The following is a 16,208-nucleotide window of genomic DNA, read 5'->3' as shown; positions in this document are numbered from 1 at the left end:
ATCATCCGCACCTCCTGAGTCCTTTGTTTTTATCTTTTTCAGCGCTTTCCAACATTTTCTTTTTGAAAGCCTCGGTGAATGCTTTCACTTCCGGCGGCATCCCACAATTTCTGGATCCCCGGCACTGCACGATGTCATTGTCTCTCCACTCCATCGTAAAATAAGGCTTGTCCGGTTCTTTCTCCTTTCGGATGAAGAAAATATTGGTTTCCCCTCTTGCTACTCTGTCAACGTAGGTTCCCACGCAATGATGCAGAGCAGCTCCTTCAGCCCTGATATCTTCTGCACTGGCAGGAACAACAAGCAGAAGCCCTTTTCCTTTGACCTGAAAGGCGTTTTGAACATCCTTGTTCTCTCCCAGGATCTCTTCCAGTGCCCGTTTGGCTTCCTCCATCTGTTTCTTTGCCTCCCGCTCCCTGCGCTTTTTCTCCGCAGCCGCTTTCTTGTCCAAATGTTCCCGATATTCCTTTGCGGTCCGGTCATGAACCTTCTTGAAGTTCTTCGGCATATAAATAAACATATTGTCCAGATCGTATCTGAGCTCTTTGCACCATTTCAGGTATTCAAGCCAGTCCTTTGCCATATTGCGTTTTCTCTCGATCCTCGGATCTTCCCGCTCTCGATAGCGCATGTAGGAATATCGCCAGCATCCGCTTTCTTCTCCGAGCGGATATTTTTCGCTTTCTCTCGTAATGTATTTGACAATCTTGTGCAGCGTTGTCTTCCTGTTCGCCTGCTTCAGCAGATCCGTATTGCAGCTAAACGTCTCGTAATAGTCCTTCAACTGTTCAGCCTTGAACTGCAGGCCTATTTCCTGCGCCACCTGCAAAAGCCGGAGTTCGTAATGATCCCCATCGATCGCCTGAAGCAGCTTTGTATTTACCTTATTCAGTCCCAAAATCTCGTATATCGTAGAACCCTTTTCCCTGATTTTCCCTGTCAGGTCGCCCGAATACCGGCTATTGATAATGTTTTTTGCAAGCTTGTTCAGGCCCATTTTGCAGATCCACTCTAACTTCGGAAACTTTATATATTTTTTAATTGCGTCCTCATACCGCAGCGCTACCGTCGGCATATTCCCCGAAAGCACTTCTAATGCCGAATATTTCATTGGTGTATGCTCCCATGCCGCCGGAAGGTTCCCGGGATATAAGATACATTCCATGCAATCTATGCTTCCCGTGTCCGGACACCACCGACAATCTCCTCTTTGCTTATATACACCCCACTCATAGGATTCATATTTCGGTTTTCCGTTTGGGAATGTATATATTGCCCTGCTGTATTCGAACATCCCCTGCTCTATCCGGCTGTTATTAACCAGAAAATCAACATATTTGTCACTTTGTATCCTCCGATATGCCAGGAAATACCTGAGAACAAATCCTTTTTCTGTTGGATCCACATACAGAAACCATCTTTCATCAAGCAGCGGGGCCGGCATTACCCCTCTTGCCTTGATCGTCACACGGCTTCCGCAAAAGGGGCATGTTCCCTTTTCGTTGTTCCGGAGACGGATGTCTTTCCTCTTGACTGTCCCGATCTTCCTGCAGTGCGTACATTCACATACAGCCTCGCCTTTCTTCTCCTCTTTGTAGATCAGGTACCGGCTGAAGCTCATCCCAGTCTCCCATACCCAGTCTTCAAACTGTTTCGGCGGTGCCTTGATCGGATCCATCACTGCGTCAATCTTGTCAGTCTCTTTTTTGTGTCGTGCCGCCAGCTTTCTGTCGAGGATCCCTTGTTGGAATCTATGTATCCCTGTCCATGGCCTATACTTATCTTCCCGATCTATGTACTCCTTAAAAAAAAATTCGACAATTCTCAAATCATCATCCGATCTCATAACGGCATTCAACCGGTATTCCCCTTTGTGACGATGGCTATCCCACACATAATCAAACAGTGTAAAATTCTGCATTCTTTCAAATGCTCCGGTGATCCACTTTGTTTTTGACGTCTTCAGATCTTGTGTGATATAATCCTCGTGAGACAGAAATGTCCTAAACTCTGCTTCTGTATTTCCGCTGGCCAAGCTGTTTGTTTTAAAGAAATTCAGGAGCAGAATTTTTTTATCTTCGACCAATTCTGCAGTCACTATGTGAGTCGCACAGTCTGCAAGTCGCCTCCCCATTTCCAGAATATCCGGCGCTGCACATGGCCTTGAAATCTTTGATAACTTTCTCTTATCCACTTTCCATGCCTCCTAAAGTAAATCAAACAACGACATTTGCCCTTCCGGCTCCTTATTCTTTGGAGTCTTGCCTTTCTTATCCGGTGCTGCAGCTTTCTTATCTTCATTATCCTTTTTGGCAGCTGCTTTCTTTTTCTGCTTTCCGGATGCCGATTTTCTCTTTGCCGCTTCCGCTTTTCTTTTATCCTCCAGTTCTTTCCGCTCCTTCTTTTTCTTCTCTTCCAGAGCTTTGTCGTCTAATCTGAAATAATCTTCGGACCATTCGTATACGACATTATCAGGAACGGCTACGAAGATCCCAGAAGCGTATCCCCTTGCTTTCTCATGGATGTAGTCAAAGCACTTTTTCCAGGTTTTGTGCTCTTGCAATATATCTTCCGCCATGCCCGGATCTTCATCACACCGCTTTTTCAGATAGGTCATTATCGGAATAGCGAACGCCTTGTTTCCAGCGCTCTTTAATTCGTCATCCAGTTTCTGTTTTGCTTTTGCCTGCACATCTCCCGCATTCGCTTTTTCTGCGATTTCTATTTCTTCCGGAGTCGGATTCGGAAGGTTCCCCGTTATAATGTCAGCAAGAGAAGCTTTCCCCATCTCCACCCCCTCAGCGGCATCTTCAGTCTCCTTTTCTTCGCCGTGATCAGATTCATACTCTTTCTTCAACCGATCGTTTGTCACATCAAACAGCGTATTTCCATCAGCGTCATAGAATACTGTGACCGCATCCCGTTTGAGAATTTTGTACTCCTTTTCCCGGATCGTAACCTGGCACTCTTTCTGCTCACTTGCATATCCGCTCTCCAGATACTTTTTCACCACTTCATTCCATGGCCAACCATAGGTGTTTTCATCTTTCTGTTCGGACGTGAAATGCTTTACATTTTCTCCCATCGTTTTTCCTCCTTATCGTTAAAATCAAAAAACATGTAAAATCTTTCTCTTCCCTTCTCCTTGTTCGTATCCCGGCCGGTTTTTCCTAACAAGAAAAACATCCGACGCCATTGCCATACTCCTATCCTGAACATTGGCATGATCCACAATTCTTGCCCCTCCCGCTCCTGCGGGAAGAGCACATGCCCTGCCATGGGATTTGTCAGTGTATCTCCGATGCAAATATATCCAGCGCACCCAAGAAGCGAAAGCTGAATGTAGCACATCATTCCTGCCACCCGATCAATATCCTGACCTACGAACAATACGTGGTTCTGGAAATTAAACTTTGACCGTTTCATTTCGCTCACAGTGGCAATTAGAGTTGCCCCTGCGCCGCAGGCAGGATCGCAAACACTTATGTATCCTCTTTGTTCTATCTGCTTGTCCACATCGCCCACGACAATCTTCGACATTGCCTTGCATATGCAATAAGGTGTAAAAAACTGTCCTTTCCAATGATTCCCGAGTTCCAGCTCCATGAACAATTCTCCGAGAAAGTCCTGCTCCGGGTTTCTTTCAAGTGCTTCGACAATCACGCTCATACATAGCGCCGGCTTATCTACTCCGCCGAGACGTTCGGCGCATTGCCGGTACTCCCGCTCCCGATCCAAATATCGAGCCCCCTCCTTGTCCGGATCTGTGGAATTTGCCAGAGTACACGCTATCATGCTGATGAGGTCCGCCCACACCTGCCATGTACTCCGGCTGTAGCACATTTCCCGGAAGATCTTTAAGAATTCCTGCTTGGTCCCTTGTATCGTCTGTGCTTCTTTTTTCGCATTCATCTCAATCCCTTCTCCTTCATGAGCCGATCTATAAACTCTGGAGTTGATACATTGACTTCTGGTTTCTCGGCATGGTCCTCGATTTCGGCCGGCTTCTCCTGCTCTGCACAGTTCAGCATGTACTCCGCTTTCTTTTTCAGGACAAGTTCCGGGAGGCGGCTATCATTGATCTTTCGCTGTAAGATAGCGTCGTAAATTTTAAAAAAGTGGGCTCTGTTCGCAACCGGATTATCTCCCAGGCACAGCTCCCGGAACCCCATCCTTTCTACCGCTTCCTTTGTCGGTCCAGACAGGCTTGCCATAGCTTCCTCCGCCCGGTAATACCCGTATTTCTGGATTGCCCGCTGAACGTCTCCCCATGCTTCCCCGGCATCTTTCATTTGCGGTGTTGTGTACTCCGCGCATTTCGCCCTTATTTCCGCTATCTGCGGAGGATATGTCTGCGTTGCGATCAGTTCCTGCAGCGCTGTCTCGCAGACTTTGAAGTCTATATCCCCAAGCATCCGGTACCAAAGCTGAATACTGTATTTGTCAGGCATGATGTTAAATGTTGGATACGCACTTTTGATTGCGGCTCTTATCACATCAAATTCCTGCGGCGTCACCTGTTATCACCTCCGTACCAATCAGCCGTATTCTTCATATACTCTCCCGTAGACAGCCGCCGGTTGTCGGCCGGAGCCGTTCTTGTGACCGGTGCCTGATCCTGTGCTCGTCCAAGCCATCCGGTGATGAACCGTTTAATCCCCCTCGCCGTTTTCCGGTTCCTTGGATTGCTGTCAAGCCATCCGTACATCTTCCGGAACTCCTGTTCCACATCAACAGCGGGATACAGTTGGCGGAGCGAATTCAAATAATTGATCGTAACATCGAAAGATCCAGATCCCGTTACAAGGGGGAGGGATATGAACACCTCCTGCGCGGAGGTTTCTACCTCCGGGCATATATTATTCTTATCTATCTCTATATCTTTCTCTTTCTCTATCTCTTTCTCTACGTTACCGCTGCGTTTCACATCCGTTACACTGGTGTTACATTGTAACGCTTTGTTTTCTCTATGACGTCTAACACGTTCTGCGCTTGCACTTTCAGAACCCACCATTTTCTCACATTCTGTCAGGCGGTACTCTGTTTCATCAATCAACTCCATTAAGCCTTGTCGAATCAAGAACAATACGGTAACCTTTACATTTTCGGAATCCTCATCCAATTCCAGTGAAAGTTCTTCGTAAAAGTCATCTTCCACACCCTCGAAATAGAGTTTCCCGTCTTCCTTCATCGCAATCAGGAGCATTTTGAGATAGATGATTGTGTATGTATCGCCGCCGGCGATCTTTCTGAGTTTTTTTATCGGCTTCTGCCGGAAGAAATCTTCCGGCAGTTTCAGCCAATAGTAACGTTTTCCCATGGTTCCCTCCTAACAGATCACTTTTGATCCTTCGTCTGTTTTGATGACTGTAATACTCTGACTGAACCTTGCTTTCATGGCATCATCGTGTGTTATAGCCATGATCTTGACGTCAGGATAGCGACTGCGTATTGTTTCCAGCGAGTCCACATATGCCTGTGCCCCGTCGTCATCAAGAAACGGGGGCTCATCGATAAACAACATTCCGAGCTGGATCCCGGCCGCTGTTGCCTTGATCTCCGAAAGAGCAAGGATTACCGCCAGCGACGCCTTAACCTTCTCTCCGCCGCTTTTGGAAGCGTACGGCAGAGTTGTTTTTCCATATTCGTCGATAAGCACATCCAAAGTTGCTTTGTCTCCATCCTTACCCTTTACGGTCCGTTCCATCACAAACTCAACGCCCATTGTCCCGCCGGTCATCTGCCCCAGGATATTGTTTGCCGTATCTGTGATATGTGGAATAATGTTTCTGACGATCTGATGCGGCACACCGTCCTGTGAGAATGCCTGCTTTAAAACTTCGTATCTCGCCGCATCCTCTGCGTCACAGGAAATACCGGATTTGAGCTTGCCGATCTCCTCTCGGATTTTTTTAGTATCCTCAATCCTCTGGAGCAGCACTCCTTTTCTTACCTGCATAGATGACGCCTTTTCCTCCAGATCAGCCTTCTTTCTTTCCAGTTCCGAAAGATGTTCTTCTTTTCCGGAAGGCATACCGGCGAGCTGATCCCTGAAGCGTATATATTCTGCGGTAAGCCGTACCCATTCCGCATTTTTCTTTTCTTCCTGCTCTTTAAGGACTCTCAGCTTTTCTTCTACGTGTTTCTTTCTTTCCGCATAAACCGGAATGTTAGTTTTCTGATCGGCGAATGTACGAAGATCCTGAGACAAGCGCCTTGCTTCCTGATACTTTTCAACTGTATCCGTTAGCTTTAAAACTTTTTCCGTTAGTCTCTCGCTTTCTAATCTGACCGTAGAGACGTTTTCAACGCATGAGCCTATTGTTTTATCGTTAGATGCTTTTTCGCCTTCTAAGCGGGCTCTAAGCGCCTTCTTCTCTTCCAGTTCAGATTTCTTTTTCTGGTATGCGCTAAGCGATTCGATCTCTGCGACTAATTCGTTTTCCCTTTCTGCAGAGTAGCCGACCGCCGCAATCTCTTCGTTCCAAAACTTCGTATACTCTTCATCCGATTCTCTTACTCCCTGTATAGACCCTTTTAAGCCCGCCACCTCATCTTCTAAAGCATCAATTCGACCGGCGTCTTCTTTTGCGCTTTCGAGGAAACGGCATGTTGCATGCTCGATATCGGGGCATCCGGAGTCCGCTATGAAATCCCGCTGCTTTTTGCATTCCTCAAGCCTTGATTCTGCAACACGAAGCTGCGTGGAATATTCAGAGATCTTCTGAATCGCTTCCGAATGGGCTTTGGCGCTCTTCGCTGAGAATTCAGCGCACTTATCCTTTTTCCTACGCATTTCTGTAAGTTCCAGCCGCTTCGCATCAAGCTCATACAGTTTCTCAAAAATAAGATCTTCATCTTCGGTACCGATCGCCGCCAGTTGGTCTTCTATTGATTTGTTCTGTATGCGGGTGGTATTTATGATATTTTCGTAACGCTGGATCTGGCTTTCTTTCTCTTCCAGAGTGCGCTTACACGCCTCGTATTCCGTGACATCCGGCGCCAGTCTTTTAATTGTTTCTTCCGCAGCCTCGCATTCTTCTGCTTTAGCCATAATCATTTCCGCATTACACAGGAATGTGTCGTATGTTTCCATCTCCTTCTCTGCGGTTTCTTTTTCGGACTGTATCGAAAGAAGTTCTTTCTTTGCTGCGTCGGTTGCCCGAAGAAGTTCATCGCTCTTAGCCAGAGCCTCTTTATAATTTGCGATCTGCGCTTTGCACACCTCGATGTCCTGATCCGTCATCTTGCGTATCTGTGCCAGCTCGCCGGCCTTTTTTTCAAGTTCGGCAAGTTCACTGTCCGGATCCCCTTTCTCCTCGATGAACTCTGTCTTTACCTTTACGGCCTCCTTTTTGGCCATAAGGCTGCGCCTTGTATCCGACAGGAGTTTCTTTGCCTCCTGCTCCATCAGTCCATATATCGAAAGCCCTAAAAGATTTCCGAGAATGGTCATCCTGTCTTCTTTTTTCGCCTGCAAGAACAATCCGTACTGATCCTGCATGATCAAAGCGCAGCTGCGGAATGTCATCGAGTCCATACCGAGGATCTTTTCTATCTCATCCTGCGTATCCCGGATGCGTTCTGCCGACAGGTTCAGCCACTCTTCCCCATCTTTCTGTGATATATTCAGTGTCGCCCTTCCGGATTTCGTCCTGGTCCTAACGACACGGAACCGATTTTCCCCTATGTCGAATACGAATTCTATCGATCCGCTTCTTGCGTCTTCCGTCCCCCGGATCCACGCCTTATTGTCTCCTTCTCTTGTTTCTTCATACAGGCAATCCGCAATCGCATCCATGAAAAGGCTGCTTTTTCCGGCTCCATTCACTCCATTTATCGAGCAGAACGAAACATCTGAAAAATCAAAGCTTTCTTCCTTGTAGTTACGATAGTTTTTTACGGAAATAGATACCGGCCGGAGTACGCCATGGTTCTCCGATGTCGCTTCCGATTTCATCGCCGCCGCAATGATCGGCTCCGCAAGCTCCGTAACTTTATCAGCATCTTTAATGCATTTCTCCGAAAGCCATTTCTTCAAGTTCATCAAAGGATCGCTTTCTTCCGATAACAGCCCTCGATTTGCCACATCAACCATGCTTTCAGCTTCGATATCTGCCACATAGAATGCGCCCATTTCGTACAGATCAGACTGAAGGATCGGTATGTTAAGAGCCTTTTTCTGCTCCATCGTGCAATTATATTTAATCCTTACAATCTTATCGGCCACCATGAACGGGTAGCCTTCTGCGAAAAGAAACTCTTTCCCGTTAAGGAGGTAGCTTTCAACGTCCTCCTGTGACCACGTGATCGTCTGAAACTTCCTGTACGGGGTCTCGTATCTATGTCCAGTTTTCAAGCTTCCCCGGTCAAATTCATGTATCCAGAACCCCCTGCTCTGCCCTTCATCATTGAAGTTCATAGCATTTATGGCTCCGGAGTAAAACACATCGTCTAAGCCATCTATGATCTGCGGCCGGTGGATATGCCCAAGAAGCACCGCTGAATAATCCGCCGTCTGGAGGGCTTCCCTCGGGATGACCGGTTCAAAATTTGAAAAGAAAGACGTCTGTCCGGATTCCATGTTGCAACCCGGGACCGTGTAATGTGCCATCAGGATGGATGGTTTCTCCCGATCCGGTGAGCACTGAGCCCTAAGCCCCAGTACCATACTGCTGATATACTGTGTCCATGTCGTGTTTTCCTCCTCGGAAGACAACCCCGGGAACCGTGCTCTGAACTCCTGCTTATCAAACCCGGGAATGCATGCAACATCAGCGATTGGAGTGGACATTACCTGCGGCGTAGTAACAACCGCAACCTTTTTATTCTTTTCAAGGATCTTCGTCAGTACCCGGAACTGTCCGGCGCCGTCATGGTTCGGAGTTCCTCGCATTACGATCACAAACTTTGCACATTCTGCAAGATCTTCGATAATCCTTGTTGCCGTGACCATTTCATCCGAATAGCGAACCGGACCGATCTGTTCCTGATGGAAAATGTCTCCGCTCACGCAGACAAGATCAGGGCGAACCTCTCTTGCCGTTTCAACCATAAACTCAAGGCATCTCACCGTGTCGAGAGAACGGAGATTCACTCCGTCCTCAACCGGCCCTTTAAACTGGCCTATATGCCAATCCGCTGTATGTAATATCTTCATCTATTTTTCCTCGCTTCCTCTGTTAATTTTCTAAGCTGCGGGAAGAGCAGGTCGAACTGATCCCCCGGAATCCCGCAAAAGCTGATGCCTGAACCTTCCCATTTCTCTCCTACAATCAGGACATTCCCCAGAATTGGGTACCCATGCTTGTCTGACTCATAAAGCCATGATGCAACAAGATTTTCAGGCAGATCATGATAATGTCCGTCTTCGTCTACCAGCATACTTACGCAGTTTCCTCTTTTACTGGATCCATGAAGCTCTTTATACAGACGCTTCGGCATAACATGCTCATAAAGTTCGCACTTCGGACCAATGTGATCTCTCAGCGCCTGATTCCGCTCCATAAAACTTCCCTCCGGGAAATCATGTACTGAAATCTGGTTTTCCGTAGTAATCTTGATCAGTTTCATTATCTGCCCACCCCTCTCTGGCATTTGACGCACAGCGGGCGCCCGTATTTATTCAGCGAGTATTCATATACTTTCTCAGTGATTCCAACACCGCATCCGTCACAAAAATATCCTTCATTCTCCTGCGGCGCCGGCGGTTCTTTCATATCCGGCTCATTCGGGATTTCTTCCGGTACGTCCGGGATATCATCATCTGGAGCATCGCTCTGAAATGCCGGATTGCTCGCAAATGCCTCGGCATCAAAGGTATCTTCGTCATCAAAATCAACCTTCCTGACAGGGAGTGCCGCTGCGCCAAACATATTGTTCACGGATCCGATCCCCTGTGCAAGCATCGCCTGACGCACCGTCGGATCAGAATAATCCGGCGAGAAAACCACGGTCGGGATGGCAAAATTCTTTTTCAGTTCCTCTTTTGTGTATGTTCCTTTTACTCCGAGCAACGCCCTGATCACTCTGAGCTTTGCTCCGGTGATCGCCTTTTCTGCCCAGGTCTTTTTAAGGAGAGCCATGTTCACCATGACCGACCGCTCGATGTACTTCTCGCGATCTGATTCATCGATTACATAAGCATCAACCGTCTTTCCCCATTTATTCGTTGCCTTGGTCCATGTTCCCTTGAAAATTTCAGCAGCGGCTTTTGCCTGCTTATCGTCCGTAATGCCTCTTGCAGCTTTGTCCGCAAATTCAATCCTGTATTTTTGCTCTTCATCTTCAAGGCAGATTTCTTTCTGATCTGTTTCTGTCCGGCAAGTTCCATCCGCCTTTCTCATTGCTCCCTGTGCATGCGCCCGGTATGTCACCCGGTCAATGCGTTCTCCATACGTCTGCTCCGGATTGAACTGGATCCCTGCCGCCATAGCCATCTTATTGAGCAGCGGCTTTGACAATGAAAATGCATCCGCATAGATCTTGTTTCCTCTGTCATCTTTCCTTCCGGTATCTACGGATCCGACTTTGAAAATGTCCCCGCTGGTTTCACTCAGATCCACCGCGACCTCTTCCACATGGAATTTGTAGAACGGATTGAGCTGGACGTCCGTTGCTGTCGGGATCAGGAGGTTATATCCCTTGTACTCATTTATTACTTCCGGCAATGATGCCATGATATCTTTCATATTGATTTCCTCTCTTTCTCATGCTAAAATAGAGTTGCTTTTAATAAAACGTATGCTCACGATCGGCGAAAGCCCGTGCCAGTGTATATTTCGTTAAAAGTTCTGACTTGACAGCTTCAATCACTAATTTAGCCAGATAGCCCGGTGTCCGTCTAACGCCGTTGCAATCGCCAAAACGCTGGATTATTGATTGAAGCTTTCTATTTGCAGCTTCAACCGCTCTTTCATAAGTTTCCTGCGGAATTTCCAGCCCCATCATCTCCTCGATCATCTTCTTGTCCATAACCACTCCCTCACCACTTCTAAGATATAGTCCACGATACAGAACACGAACACCGAAATGAATGCCGCCGCAAAGTATTCACTTCCAACGGCATCATACCCCCTGATTTCCCGTAACCGCTCAGATATGATTTGAAGAAAAATCAGTCCGGATGCAAGTGATACGGCAAACTCTGCCACTGCTAAAGCGGCGTGTTTTACCCACCGGATTATACGTCTTCCCACCTTTCTTTTCTTAGCCTCGGAATCCCGTGGTGTCCGTGCAGCTGTCAGCGGGGTTCTTGAATACGGGATTACCGTCACCGTTTCATTTCTTAAATCGTAAAGTCTTAAATACTTCATATTGCCTCCTTAAACTCGATCTTCATCTGACCGCTTTTCTCTACTTTCAGCATCTTCAAAATTTCTGCTGATTTTTCCTTTTCGCGCTCTCTTTCCTCTCCACAGTCGCATCTCTCACCCGGATCAAGGTAACAACCGCAGTCAGGACAAATATACGCATACATCTTCCTGTTCACCTCCTCAGTTGATCATGCAGTATTCATCAAAATACTTCTTGGGAATGCGTCCGATCGGATATGCTTTGGTAAGTTTTCCGGCATCAATACATTCCTTCCTCATTGTGCGGATCATGTCGTACGCTTTAGACTTGCTTATGCCGAGCAGCGCTGTGATGTCGCTTGCCATATAATAAGACCTGTCATCTGGCGTAATTTCCTTTAATACTCCATTTGGCATGCCGACGCCTCCTTTATTCCAGATTTTTCTCTGCCCAAATCCTTAAACTCTGCGCTATCTTGCTTACTTCATCAAGTGTCTCAATGACCTTTGTTAAATCTCCCTTTTCGTCTTCCGTAATAATTCCATCTTCGGTAATGTCCAGAAGCAGCTCCTTTGCGGCCGAGATCTTCCGAAAAGATGACAGGGCTTTTACGCTGATCCTGTCAAGGCCTTCCGCTTTCACTTCCGGAAAGTCTTTACCGAGCGGGCACATATGCTTGCAGTAGTAATTTTTTAACTCCGGGGCACTGTAAATGTCCGACATCATAAGCACCTCATCAGGAAACGGATTTTTGCTTCCAAGTTCGATCCTTGCCAACCGGCTCCTGTCTATTCCAAGTTCCTCAGATGCCCCTTCCCGGCTGAACAGGCGGTCATTGAACGCAGCCGCATGGTATCGTGCTTCAGCGAAGACATTTCCGGCTGCTTTTGTTATATGTTTTCCCATTTATCTATCCTCCTCTGTCCGATACAATGTAATCAAACGATATTTTCCGTATAAGGAACTGTGATGTTGCGATCTTTGCTGATTATCTTTGCGATCTCCGGCGCATATACACGGCCGTTTACTACTCCAGAAACGTAGTTCCTGCTTAACCCTACACGCTCTGCGAGTTCAGTCACATTGAGATCATCATCAATCATCGACTTCTTTACTTCTTTACACCACGTCGGCAAAGTTCGTTTCACAATTTCACCTCCAGTCAATTTGTAAACATTTGTTGTTTACATTTGTTTGATAGTGCTTTAGAATAACGGTATACGTTAGCAATCACAGAAAGGAGTAACTCATATGAATAGCCTGTCCTCATGGTCGGAACAGCTGCAGCGTATCGGATTGTCAGAGTTTTCCAGCGCCAACCGTAAAATTCTGTCCGATATCGAAAACAGCGGTGTTTCTTTGAACGACGCTTCGATTTTGCAAGCTTCTGCCGAAGCCGTAATCAGAGCCGTTTCTGTTATGATCGAAGAAAACAATAAGGCTCTCTTGTCCGAAGCAGACTAATTAATCAGCTATACCTTGGGTGATTTCCGTCACTCTTTTTTTCAAAAATGTTTTAAACATTTGGTTATTACAGTTTAATAATAGTGCATTAAAATGCACTTGTCAATACTTTTGTGCATTTTATTGAACTTTTATGGAAAGGAGTCTTTTTGTTTTACGATCAATTGTTGAAACTGTGCGAAAACGCCGGAATTAAGCCTACTACTTTAATTACAAACCTTGGGATGAGTAAGGGATCTATGGCAAATTGGAAGGCGGGAAAATTACCAAGCGGAGAAGCTTTGGTGCGTTTTTCTGAACATTTTGATGTTTCTTTAGACTATTTAGTTTACGGAAGAGAAAAATCAACGGCGCTCTCTGCCGAAGATGCCGAATGGCTTTCTTTGATTCATCGACTCCCGAGAGATGCTCAGTTGGAGTTTAAGGGGGAATTAAAGGGGTATATTAAGGGGATCCTCCGGGATGCAGATAGCCCAGAAAAATTGAGAGAGGCAAAATAATCCCCTTCGAGTGGTACCGGAGGGGTAGAAAGGAATAAAAAGATATGAGTTTAATAAAATGCCCAGAATGCGGCAATGAAATTTCGGACAAAGCCGCCGCTTGTCCGCGCTGTGGTTGTCCAATCAACAACCCATCAGATGATCAGGAAAAAATTATAATGTCAGGACTTTGTAACAGGGTGAAAAATGCGTTTTTTGTTCAGAACGGAAGCGCTTTACTTACCAATAAGCGTTTTATTTATATGAAGCACAGCCTCCCGAAAACCTTTGTTCTCGGCGCATTTGTTAATCTTACTAAGGGAGACTTTGAATTTGATATTCCGATAAGTCAGATTTTATCAATAGAAGACGGGAAGCAAGGGATTAGCAAAACAATAATGATTAATACAGTGGACGGGCTAAAATATAATTTTTATTTTACAAAGCGAGAGGAATGGAAAATCGCTTTTGGGAACCTTCTTAAAAAATAGCCATTTCTACTGCAGGTGATCTCATGAGTAAAGTTGGAGAGAAAATAAAAGAGCTCCGTCTGGAGTCCGGCGCCACCCAGTTGCAGCTGGGTGATTATGCCGGCTGTTCGGGGCAGGTAATATCGAATATAGAAAGGGGATACACTAATCCCTCCGCCGCTGTCTTGAAAAAGATATCGGAATATTTCCATGTTCCTTCAGATTATTTATTAGGAAAATCGAAATCCCAATGGATTGCATTGGATCCAGAAACAACGATGCCGTATATCGGCGCCCGGATTTCAGATCTGCTCGATCAGGCATCCGTCAGGATAGAGTCGTTCGCCGAGGCGGTAGATATCACGCCAGAAGAAGCGGCCGACATCCTGGACGGATCCGTTACGCCGAACATCGGAACATTGGCCCGGATTTCAAGATTCCTGAATACTTCCATAGACTTCCTGATAGGAAGCGTCCCGTATCCGACGATCATCTCTTCCGAAGACGAAGAGGACATTGTTCTATACTATAGAACAATGTCAAAAACCGGGCGGCGTTTGCTGATGGGCGCCTTGGAAGATTTCAAAGACAGATAACCTCTGAAAATATAATGTACTTAACCGGGGAACCGTTGAGGTGCTATGCAGCCGCCGGACGAAAGAAAGGAGGCTGGTGCTTATGGTTACATACAGTGACTTGTTTACGTTTGTCATCATGCTTTGTGCTGTAATTACCCTTGTCGTAACGATAATTAAGCACAAAAAATAGCGCCCCTGCTCTGGTAAAGTAAGGCGCTATTTCTTTTATAGTACTTATTTTCCCGGCGGTCAGGTGTACACTGACCAACGGTTCCCTTGTTAAGTACATTATATACATTCGGGGGCTATTTGTCAAATCTTATGCGACAAGGAGATTGATTATGCCCGCATACAAATATCAGACAGCCGATGGGAAGACGAAATGGTATGCAAATTTTTATTACACAGACTGGCTCGGCCAGAAGAAGCACAAATGTAAGAGAGGTTTCGATACGAAAGGTGCTGCCAGGGAATATGAGTACAGCTTTTTAGACCGTTTTTCAAAGGAGCCGACCATACAGTTCTCTTCTCTTGCAAAAAATTATCTTGAAGATATGGAGAGCCGCCTAAAACTCACAACACTGAAAGGGAAGAGGTACATAATAGAAAAGAAGCTGCTCCCTTTCTTCGGATCCCGACGGATATGTGATATTGACGCCGATCTGGTCCGCAGATGGCAGAATTCCCTTATCGATTATAGGGATGAAAAAGGAAAACCATACGCCGAGACATATCTGCATACAATAAATTCGCAGCTATCGTCCATATTTAATTATGCAGTAAAATACTACCGCCTGCGGATAAATCCCTGTTACATAGCAGGCAGTATCGGAGAGAGCCATGCGGCGGAAATGAATTTCTGGACGCCGGATCAGTTTGAGCACGCCATGCTATTCGAGCAAAAGCCTTCGTATCGTATCATTTTTAAAATTCTATTCTACACAGGAGCGAGGGAAGGCGAGGCTCTGGCCATCACCCCGGAGGATGTTCCAAGAGAAGAGCCCGTTATTGATATAAATAAGAACTACGCCGTTGTGGACGGAGTCGAATATTTCTTAACGCCCAAGACGAAGCGGAGCATCCGAAGGGTAACCATACCCGTATCTCTGCATAAAGAAGTGCTTGAATATATTGACAGCATGCAGCTTGATCCGGATGAACGGATCTTCTATTTTAAGAAGGGCGGACTATATAGCGAATTCAAGCGCATGATCAAACGGTCCGGAGATACGGACATTCGGGTCCATGATTTAAGGCATAGCCACGTTGCGATGCTCATTAACATGGGAAAACCGATTGAGGAGATCTCCCGCCGGCTCGGCCACGAATCCATTAAGACAACGTGGGATACCTATTTTCATCTTTATCCCGGGGCAGATGAGGAGCTGGCCAAAGACATTGAAATGTTAATGCAGAAAGAAGCGTACGAAACGGAAAGTGAGCTCATTATTCCAGAGACCCAACACGCCATTCCCGTTCCCGGATCTCCATTGGGGCCCGCCAGCACGGGGATATTGGCCGCAGCTGAATCTCACGGAAATGAGCATATCCGAAAAAATAATCAGTCCATCTTCAGGAAATACGGGATTGATATAACAACGGACTCGATTTATGGATACAAACTTGAAACATATCTGGACTGGATCGCTTTTGGAGATACGATCGTCAGGATCATATCTACATTTAAGCCGGCAGAAGATCTTCGTGATTTTCTTCTCGCCATGTTCTCAGATGCCATTTCCTCATGCGAACTTCAGAACGGCAGCCTGAAAGATCTTGATGTTTTTATCGTTGAAACGACCATTCCTAAATACGAAAAAATATATGGAATATCTGGAAAATAGAACTTTTTAACATCACGTTAACATCAAAACAGCATAAGAAATCCCGGGAGCCCTCTATTTACAAGGGTTCTCGGGATT

General features: G+C 46.2%; 19 protein-coding genes. 5 read left to right on the top strand and 14 right to left on the bottom strand.

Annotated elements, in window-relative coordinates:
- Position 1: 1 nt before the first annotated feature.
- The 14 genes from B5F53_RS10665 to B5F53_RS10605 are packed head-to-tail and all read right to left on the bottom strand — an operon-like array spanning position 2 to position 12,443.
- A complete protein-coding gene (locus tag B5F53_RS10665) occupies positions 2 to 2,194 on the bottom strand; it encodes a PcfJ domain-containing protein (protein ID WP_087223189.1) in 2,193 nt (730 codons plus the stop codon).
- A gap of 12 nt (positions 2,195 to 2,206) precedes the next feature.
- Positions 2,207 to 3,085: a Cas9 inhibitor AcrIIA9 family protein gene (locus tag B5F53_RS10660; RefSeq protein ID WP_087223187.1), complete on the bottom strand. Its 879-nt coding sequence runs from the start codon at positions 3,083 to 3,085 to the stop codon at positions 2,207 to 2,209.
- On the bottom strand, positions 3,070 to 3,912 hold the full coding sequence (locus tag B5F53_RS10655) for an N-6 DNA methylase (protein WP_087223185.1): 843 nt from the start codon (positions 3,910 to 3,912) through the stop codon (positions 3,070 to 3,072). Before B5F53_RS10655 ends, B5F53_RS10660 begins: the two co-directional genes overlap by 16 nt.
- Entirely contained in the window at positions 3,909 to 4,517 is a 609-nt protein-coding gene (locus tag B5F53_RS10650; protein ID WP_087223183.1) for a replicative helicase loader/inhibitor, read from the bottom strand. Before B5F53_RS10650 ends, B5F53_RS10655 begins: the two co-directional genes overlap by 4 nt.
- A complete protein-coding gene (locus B5F53_RS10645) occupies positions 4,514 to 5,320 on the bottom strand; it encodes a phage replisome organizer N-terminal domain-containing protein (RefSeq protein WP_087223181.1) in 807 nt (268 codons plus the stop codon). The genes B5F53_RS10650 and B5F53_RS10645 overlap by 4 nt, the downstream gene beginning before the upstream one ends.
- A 9-nt stretch (positions 5,321 to 5,329) precedes the next feature.
- Entirely contained in the window at positions 5,330 to 9,160 is a 3,831-nt protein-coding gene (sbcD, locus tag B5F53_RS10640) for an exonuclease subunit SbcD (protein ID WP_087223179.1), read from the bottom strand.
- Positions 9,157 to 9,573 carry a hypothetical protein gene (locus B5F53_RS10635; RefSeq protein WP_242970297.1) on the bottom strand — a complete coding sequence of 139 codons (417 nt, stop codon included), beginning with the start codon at positions 9,571 to 9,573 and terminating at the stop codon, positions 9,157 to 9,159. Before B5F53_RS10635 ends, sbcD begins: the two co-directional genes overlap by 4 nt.
- Positions 9,573 to 10,691 carry a hypothetical protein gene (locus B5F53_RS10630; RefSeq protein WP_087223178.1) on the bottom strand — a complete coding sequence of 373 codons (1,119 nt, stop codon included), beginning with the start codon at positions 10,689 to 10,691 and terminating at the stop codon, positions 9,573 to 9,575. Before B5F53_RS10630 ends, B5F53_RS10635 begins: the two co-directional genes overlap by 1 nt.
- A gap of 40 nt (positions 10,692 to 10,731) precedes the next feature.
- Positions 10,732 to 10,974 (bottom strand): hypothetical protein, encoded by a 243-nt coding sequence (locus B5F53_RS10625; protein ID WP_087223176.1) that lies wholly within the window; start codon positions 10,972 to 10,974, stop codon positions 10,732 to 10,734.
- Complete coding sequence (locus tag B5F53_RS10620; protein ID WP_087223174.1) at positions 10,959 to 11,315, bottom strand: hypothetical protein; 357 nt, start codon at positions 11,313 to 11,315, stop codon at positions 10,959 to 10,961. Before B5F53_RS10620 ends, B5F53_RS10625 begins: the two co-directional genes overlap by 16 nt.
- Positions 11,312 to 11,479 carry a hypothetical protein gene (locus tag B5F53_RS19855; protein WP_162610573.1) on the bottom strand — a complete coding sequence of 56 codons (168 nt, stop codon included), beginning with the start codon at positions 11,477 to 11,479 and terminating at the stop codon, positions 11,312 to 11,314. The genes B5F53_RS10620 and B5F53_RS19855 overlap by 4 nt, the downstream gene beginning before the upstream one ends.
- A 16-nt stretch (positions 11,480 to 11,495) precedes the next feature.
- Complete coding sequence (locus B5F53_RS10615; RefSeq protein WP_087223172.1) at positions 11,496 to 11,711, bottom strand: hypothetical protein; 216 nt, start codon at positions 11,709 to 11,711, stop codon at positions 11,496 to 11,498.
- A 13-nt stretch (positions 11,712 to 11,724) separates the two neighbouring features.
- Entirely contained in the window at positions 11,725 to 12,201 is a 477-nt protein-coding gene (locus tag B5F53_RS10610) for a helix-turn-helix domain-containing protein (RefSeq protein WP_087223170.1), read from the bottom strand.
- Positions 12,202 to 12,233: 32 nt separating this feature from the next.
- Complete coding sequence (locus tag B5F53_RS10605) at positions 12,234 to 12,443, bottom strand: helix-turn-helix domain-containing protein (protein WP_087223168.1); 210 nt, start codon at positions 12,441 to 12,443, stop codon at positions 12,234 to 12,236.
- Between the two features lie 103 nt (positions 12,444 to 12,546).
- Between B5F53_RS10605 and B5F53_RS10600 the strand changes: the two genes are divergently transcribed.
- From B5F53_RS10600 to B5F53_RS10580, 5 genes are all read left to right on the top strand, one after another.
- Positions 12,547 to 12,759, top strand: a complete 213-nt coding sequence (locus B5F53_RS10600) for a hypothetical protein (RefSeq protein WP_087223166.1) — start codon at positions 12,547 to 12,549, stop codon at positions 12,757 to 12,759.
- Positions 12,760 to 12,908: 149 nt separating this feature from the next.
- Positions 12,909 to 13,259 (top strand): helix-turn-helix domain-containing protein, encoded by a 351-nt coding sequence (locus B5F53_RS10595; protein ID WP_162610579.1) that lies wholly within the window; start codon positions 12,909 to 12,911, stop codon positions 13,257 to 13,259.
- A 44-nt stretch (positions 13,260 to 13,303) separates the two neighbouring features.
- Entirely contained in the window at positions 13,304 to 13,729 is a 426-nt protein-coding gene (locus B5F53_RS10590) for a zinc ribbon domain-containing protein (protein ID WP_087223162.1), read from the top strand.
- 23 nt (positions 13,730 to 13,752) lie between these two features.
- Positions 13,753 to 14,304 (top strand): helix-turn-helix domain-containing protein, encoded by a 552-nt coding sequence (locus B5F53_RS10585; RefSeq protein ID WP_087223160.1) that lies wholly within the window; start codon positions 13,753 to 13,755, stop codon positions 14,302 to 14,304.
- A 323-nt stretch (positions 14,305 to 14,627) separates the two neighbouring features.
- A complete protein-coding gene (locus B5F53_RS10580; RefSeq protein WP_087223158.1) occupies positions 14,628 to 16,130 on the top strand; it encodes a site-specific integrase in 1,503 nt (500 codons plus the stop codon).
- The last annotated feature ends 78 nt before the right edge of the window (positions 16,131 to 16,208 follow it).

It is taken from the genome of Blautia sp. An249, from assembly GCF_002159835.1.
Taxonomy (GTDB): domain Bacteria; phylum Bacillota; class Clostridia; order Lachnospirales; family Lachnospiraceae; genus Blautia_A; species Blautia_A avistercoris.
Note: the sequence above shows the minus strand (reverse complement) of the source record. Positions and strands in the feature narration are given on the sequence as shown.

What these genes read in the sequence shown, in the direction of transcription:
- B5F53_RS10660 (WP_087223187.1), bottom strand. Translation starts at nt 3,085, where the DNA reads ATGGGAGAAAATGTAAAGCATTTCACGTCCGAACAGAAAGATGAAAAC.
- B5F53_RS10655 (WP_087223185.1), bottom strand. Translation starts at nt 3,912, where the DNA reads ATGAATGCGAAAAAAGAAGCACAGACGATACAAGGGACCAAGCAGGAA.
- B5F53_RS10645 (WP_087223181.1), bottom strand. Translation starts at nt 5,320, where the DNA reads ATGGGAAAACGTTACTATTGGCTGAAACTGCCGGAAGATTTCTTCCGG.
- sbcD (WP_087223179.1), bottom strand. Translation starts at nt 9,160, where the DNA reads ATGAAGATATTACATACAGCGGATTGGCATATAGGCCAGTTTAAAGGG.
- B5F53_RS10635 (WP_242970297.1), bottom strand. Translation starts at nt 9,573, where the DNA reads ATGAAACTGATCAAGATTACTACGGAAAACCAGATTTCAGTACATGAT.
- B5F53_RS10630 (WP_087223178.1), bottom strand. Translation starts at nt 10,691, where the DNA reads ATGAAAGATATCATGGCATCATTGCCGGAAGTAATAAATGAGTACAAG.
- B5F53_RS10625 (WP_087223176.1), bottom strand. Translation starts at nt 10,974, where the DNA reads ATGGACAAGAAGATGATCGAGGAGATGATGGGGCTGGAAATTCCGCAG.
- B5F53_RS10620 (WP_087223174.1), bottom strand. Translation starts at nt 11,315, where the DNA reads ATGAAGTATTTAAGACTTTACGATTTAAGAAATGAAACGGTGACGGTA.
- B5F53_RS19855 (WP_162610573.1), bottom strand. Translation starts at nt 11,479, where the DNA reads ATGTATGCGTATATTTGTCCTGACTGCGGTTGTTACCTTGATCCGGGT.
- B5F53_RS10615 (WP_087223172.1), bottom strand. Translation starts at nt 11,711, where the DNA reads ATGCCAAATGGAGTATTAAAGGAAATTACGCCAGATGACAGGTCTTAT.
- B5F53_RS10610 (WP_087223170.1), bottom strand. Translation starts at nt 12,201, where the DNA reads ATGGGAAAACATATAACAAAAGCAGCCGGAAATGTCTTCGCTGAAGCA.
- B5F53_RS10600 (WP_087223166.1), top strand. Translation starts at nt 12,547, where the DNA reads ATGAATAGCCTGTCCTCATGGTCGGAACAGCTGCAGCGTATCGGATTG.
- B5F53_RS10590 (WP_087223162.1), top strand. Translation starts at nt 13,304, where the DNA reads ATGAGTTTAATAAAATGCCCAGAATGCGGCAATGAAATTTCGGACAAA.
- B5F53_RS10585 (WP_087223160.1), top strand. Translation starts at nt 13,753, where the DNA reads ATGAGTAAAGTTGGAGAGAAAATAAAAGAGCTCCGTCTGGAGTCCGGC.
- B5F53_RS10580 (WP_087223158.1), top strand. Translation starts at nt 14,628, where the DNA reads ATGCCCGCATACAAATATCAGACAGCCGATGGGAAGACGAAATGGTAT.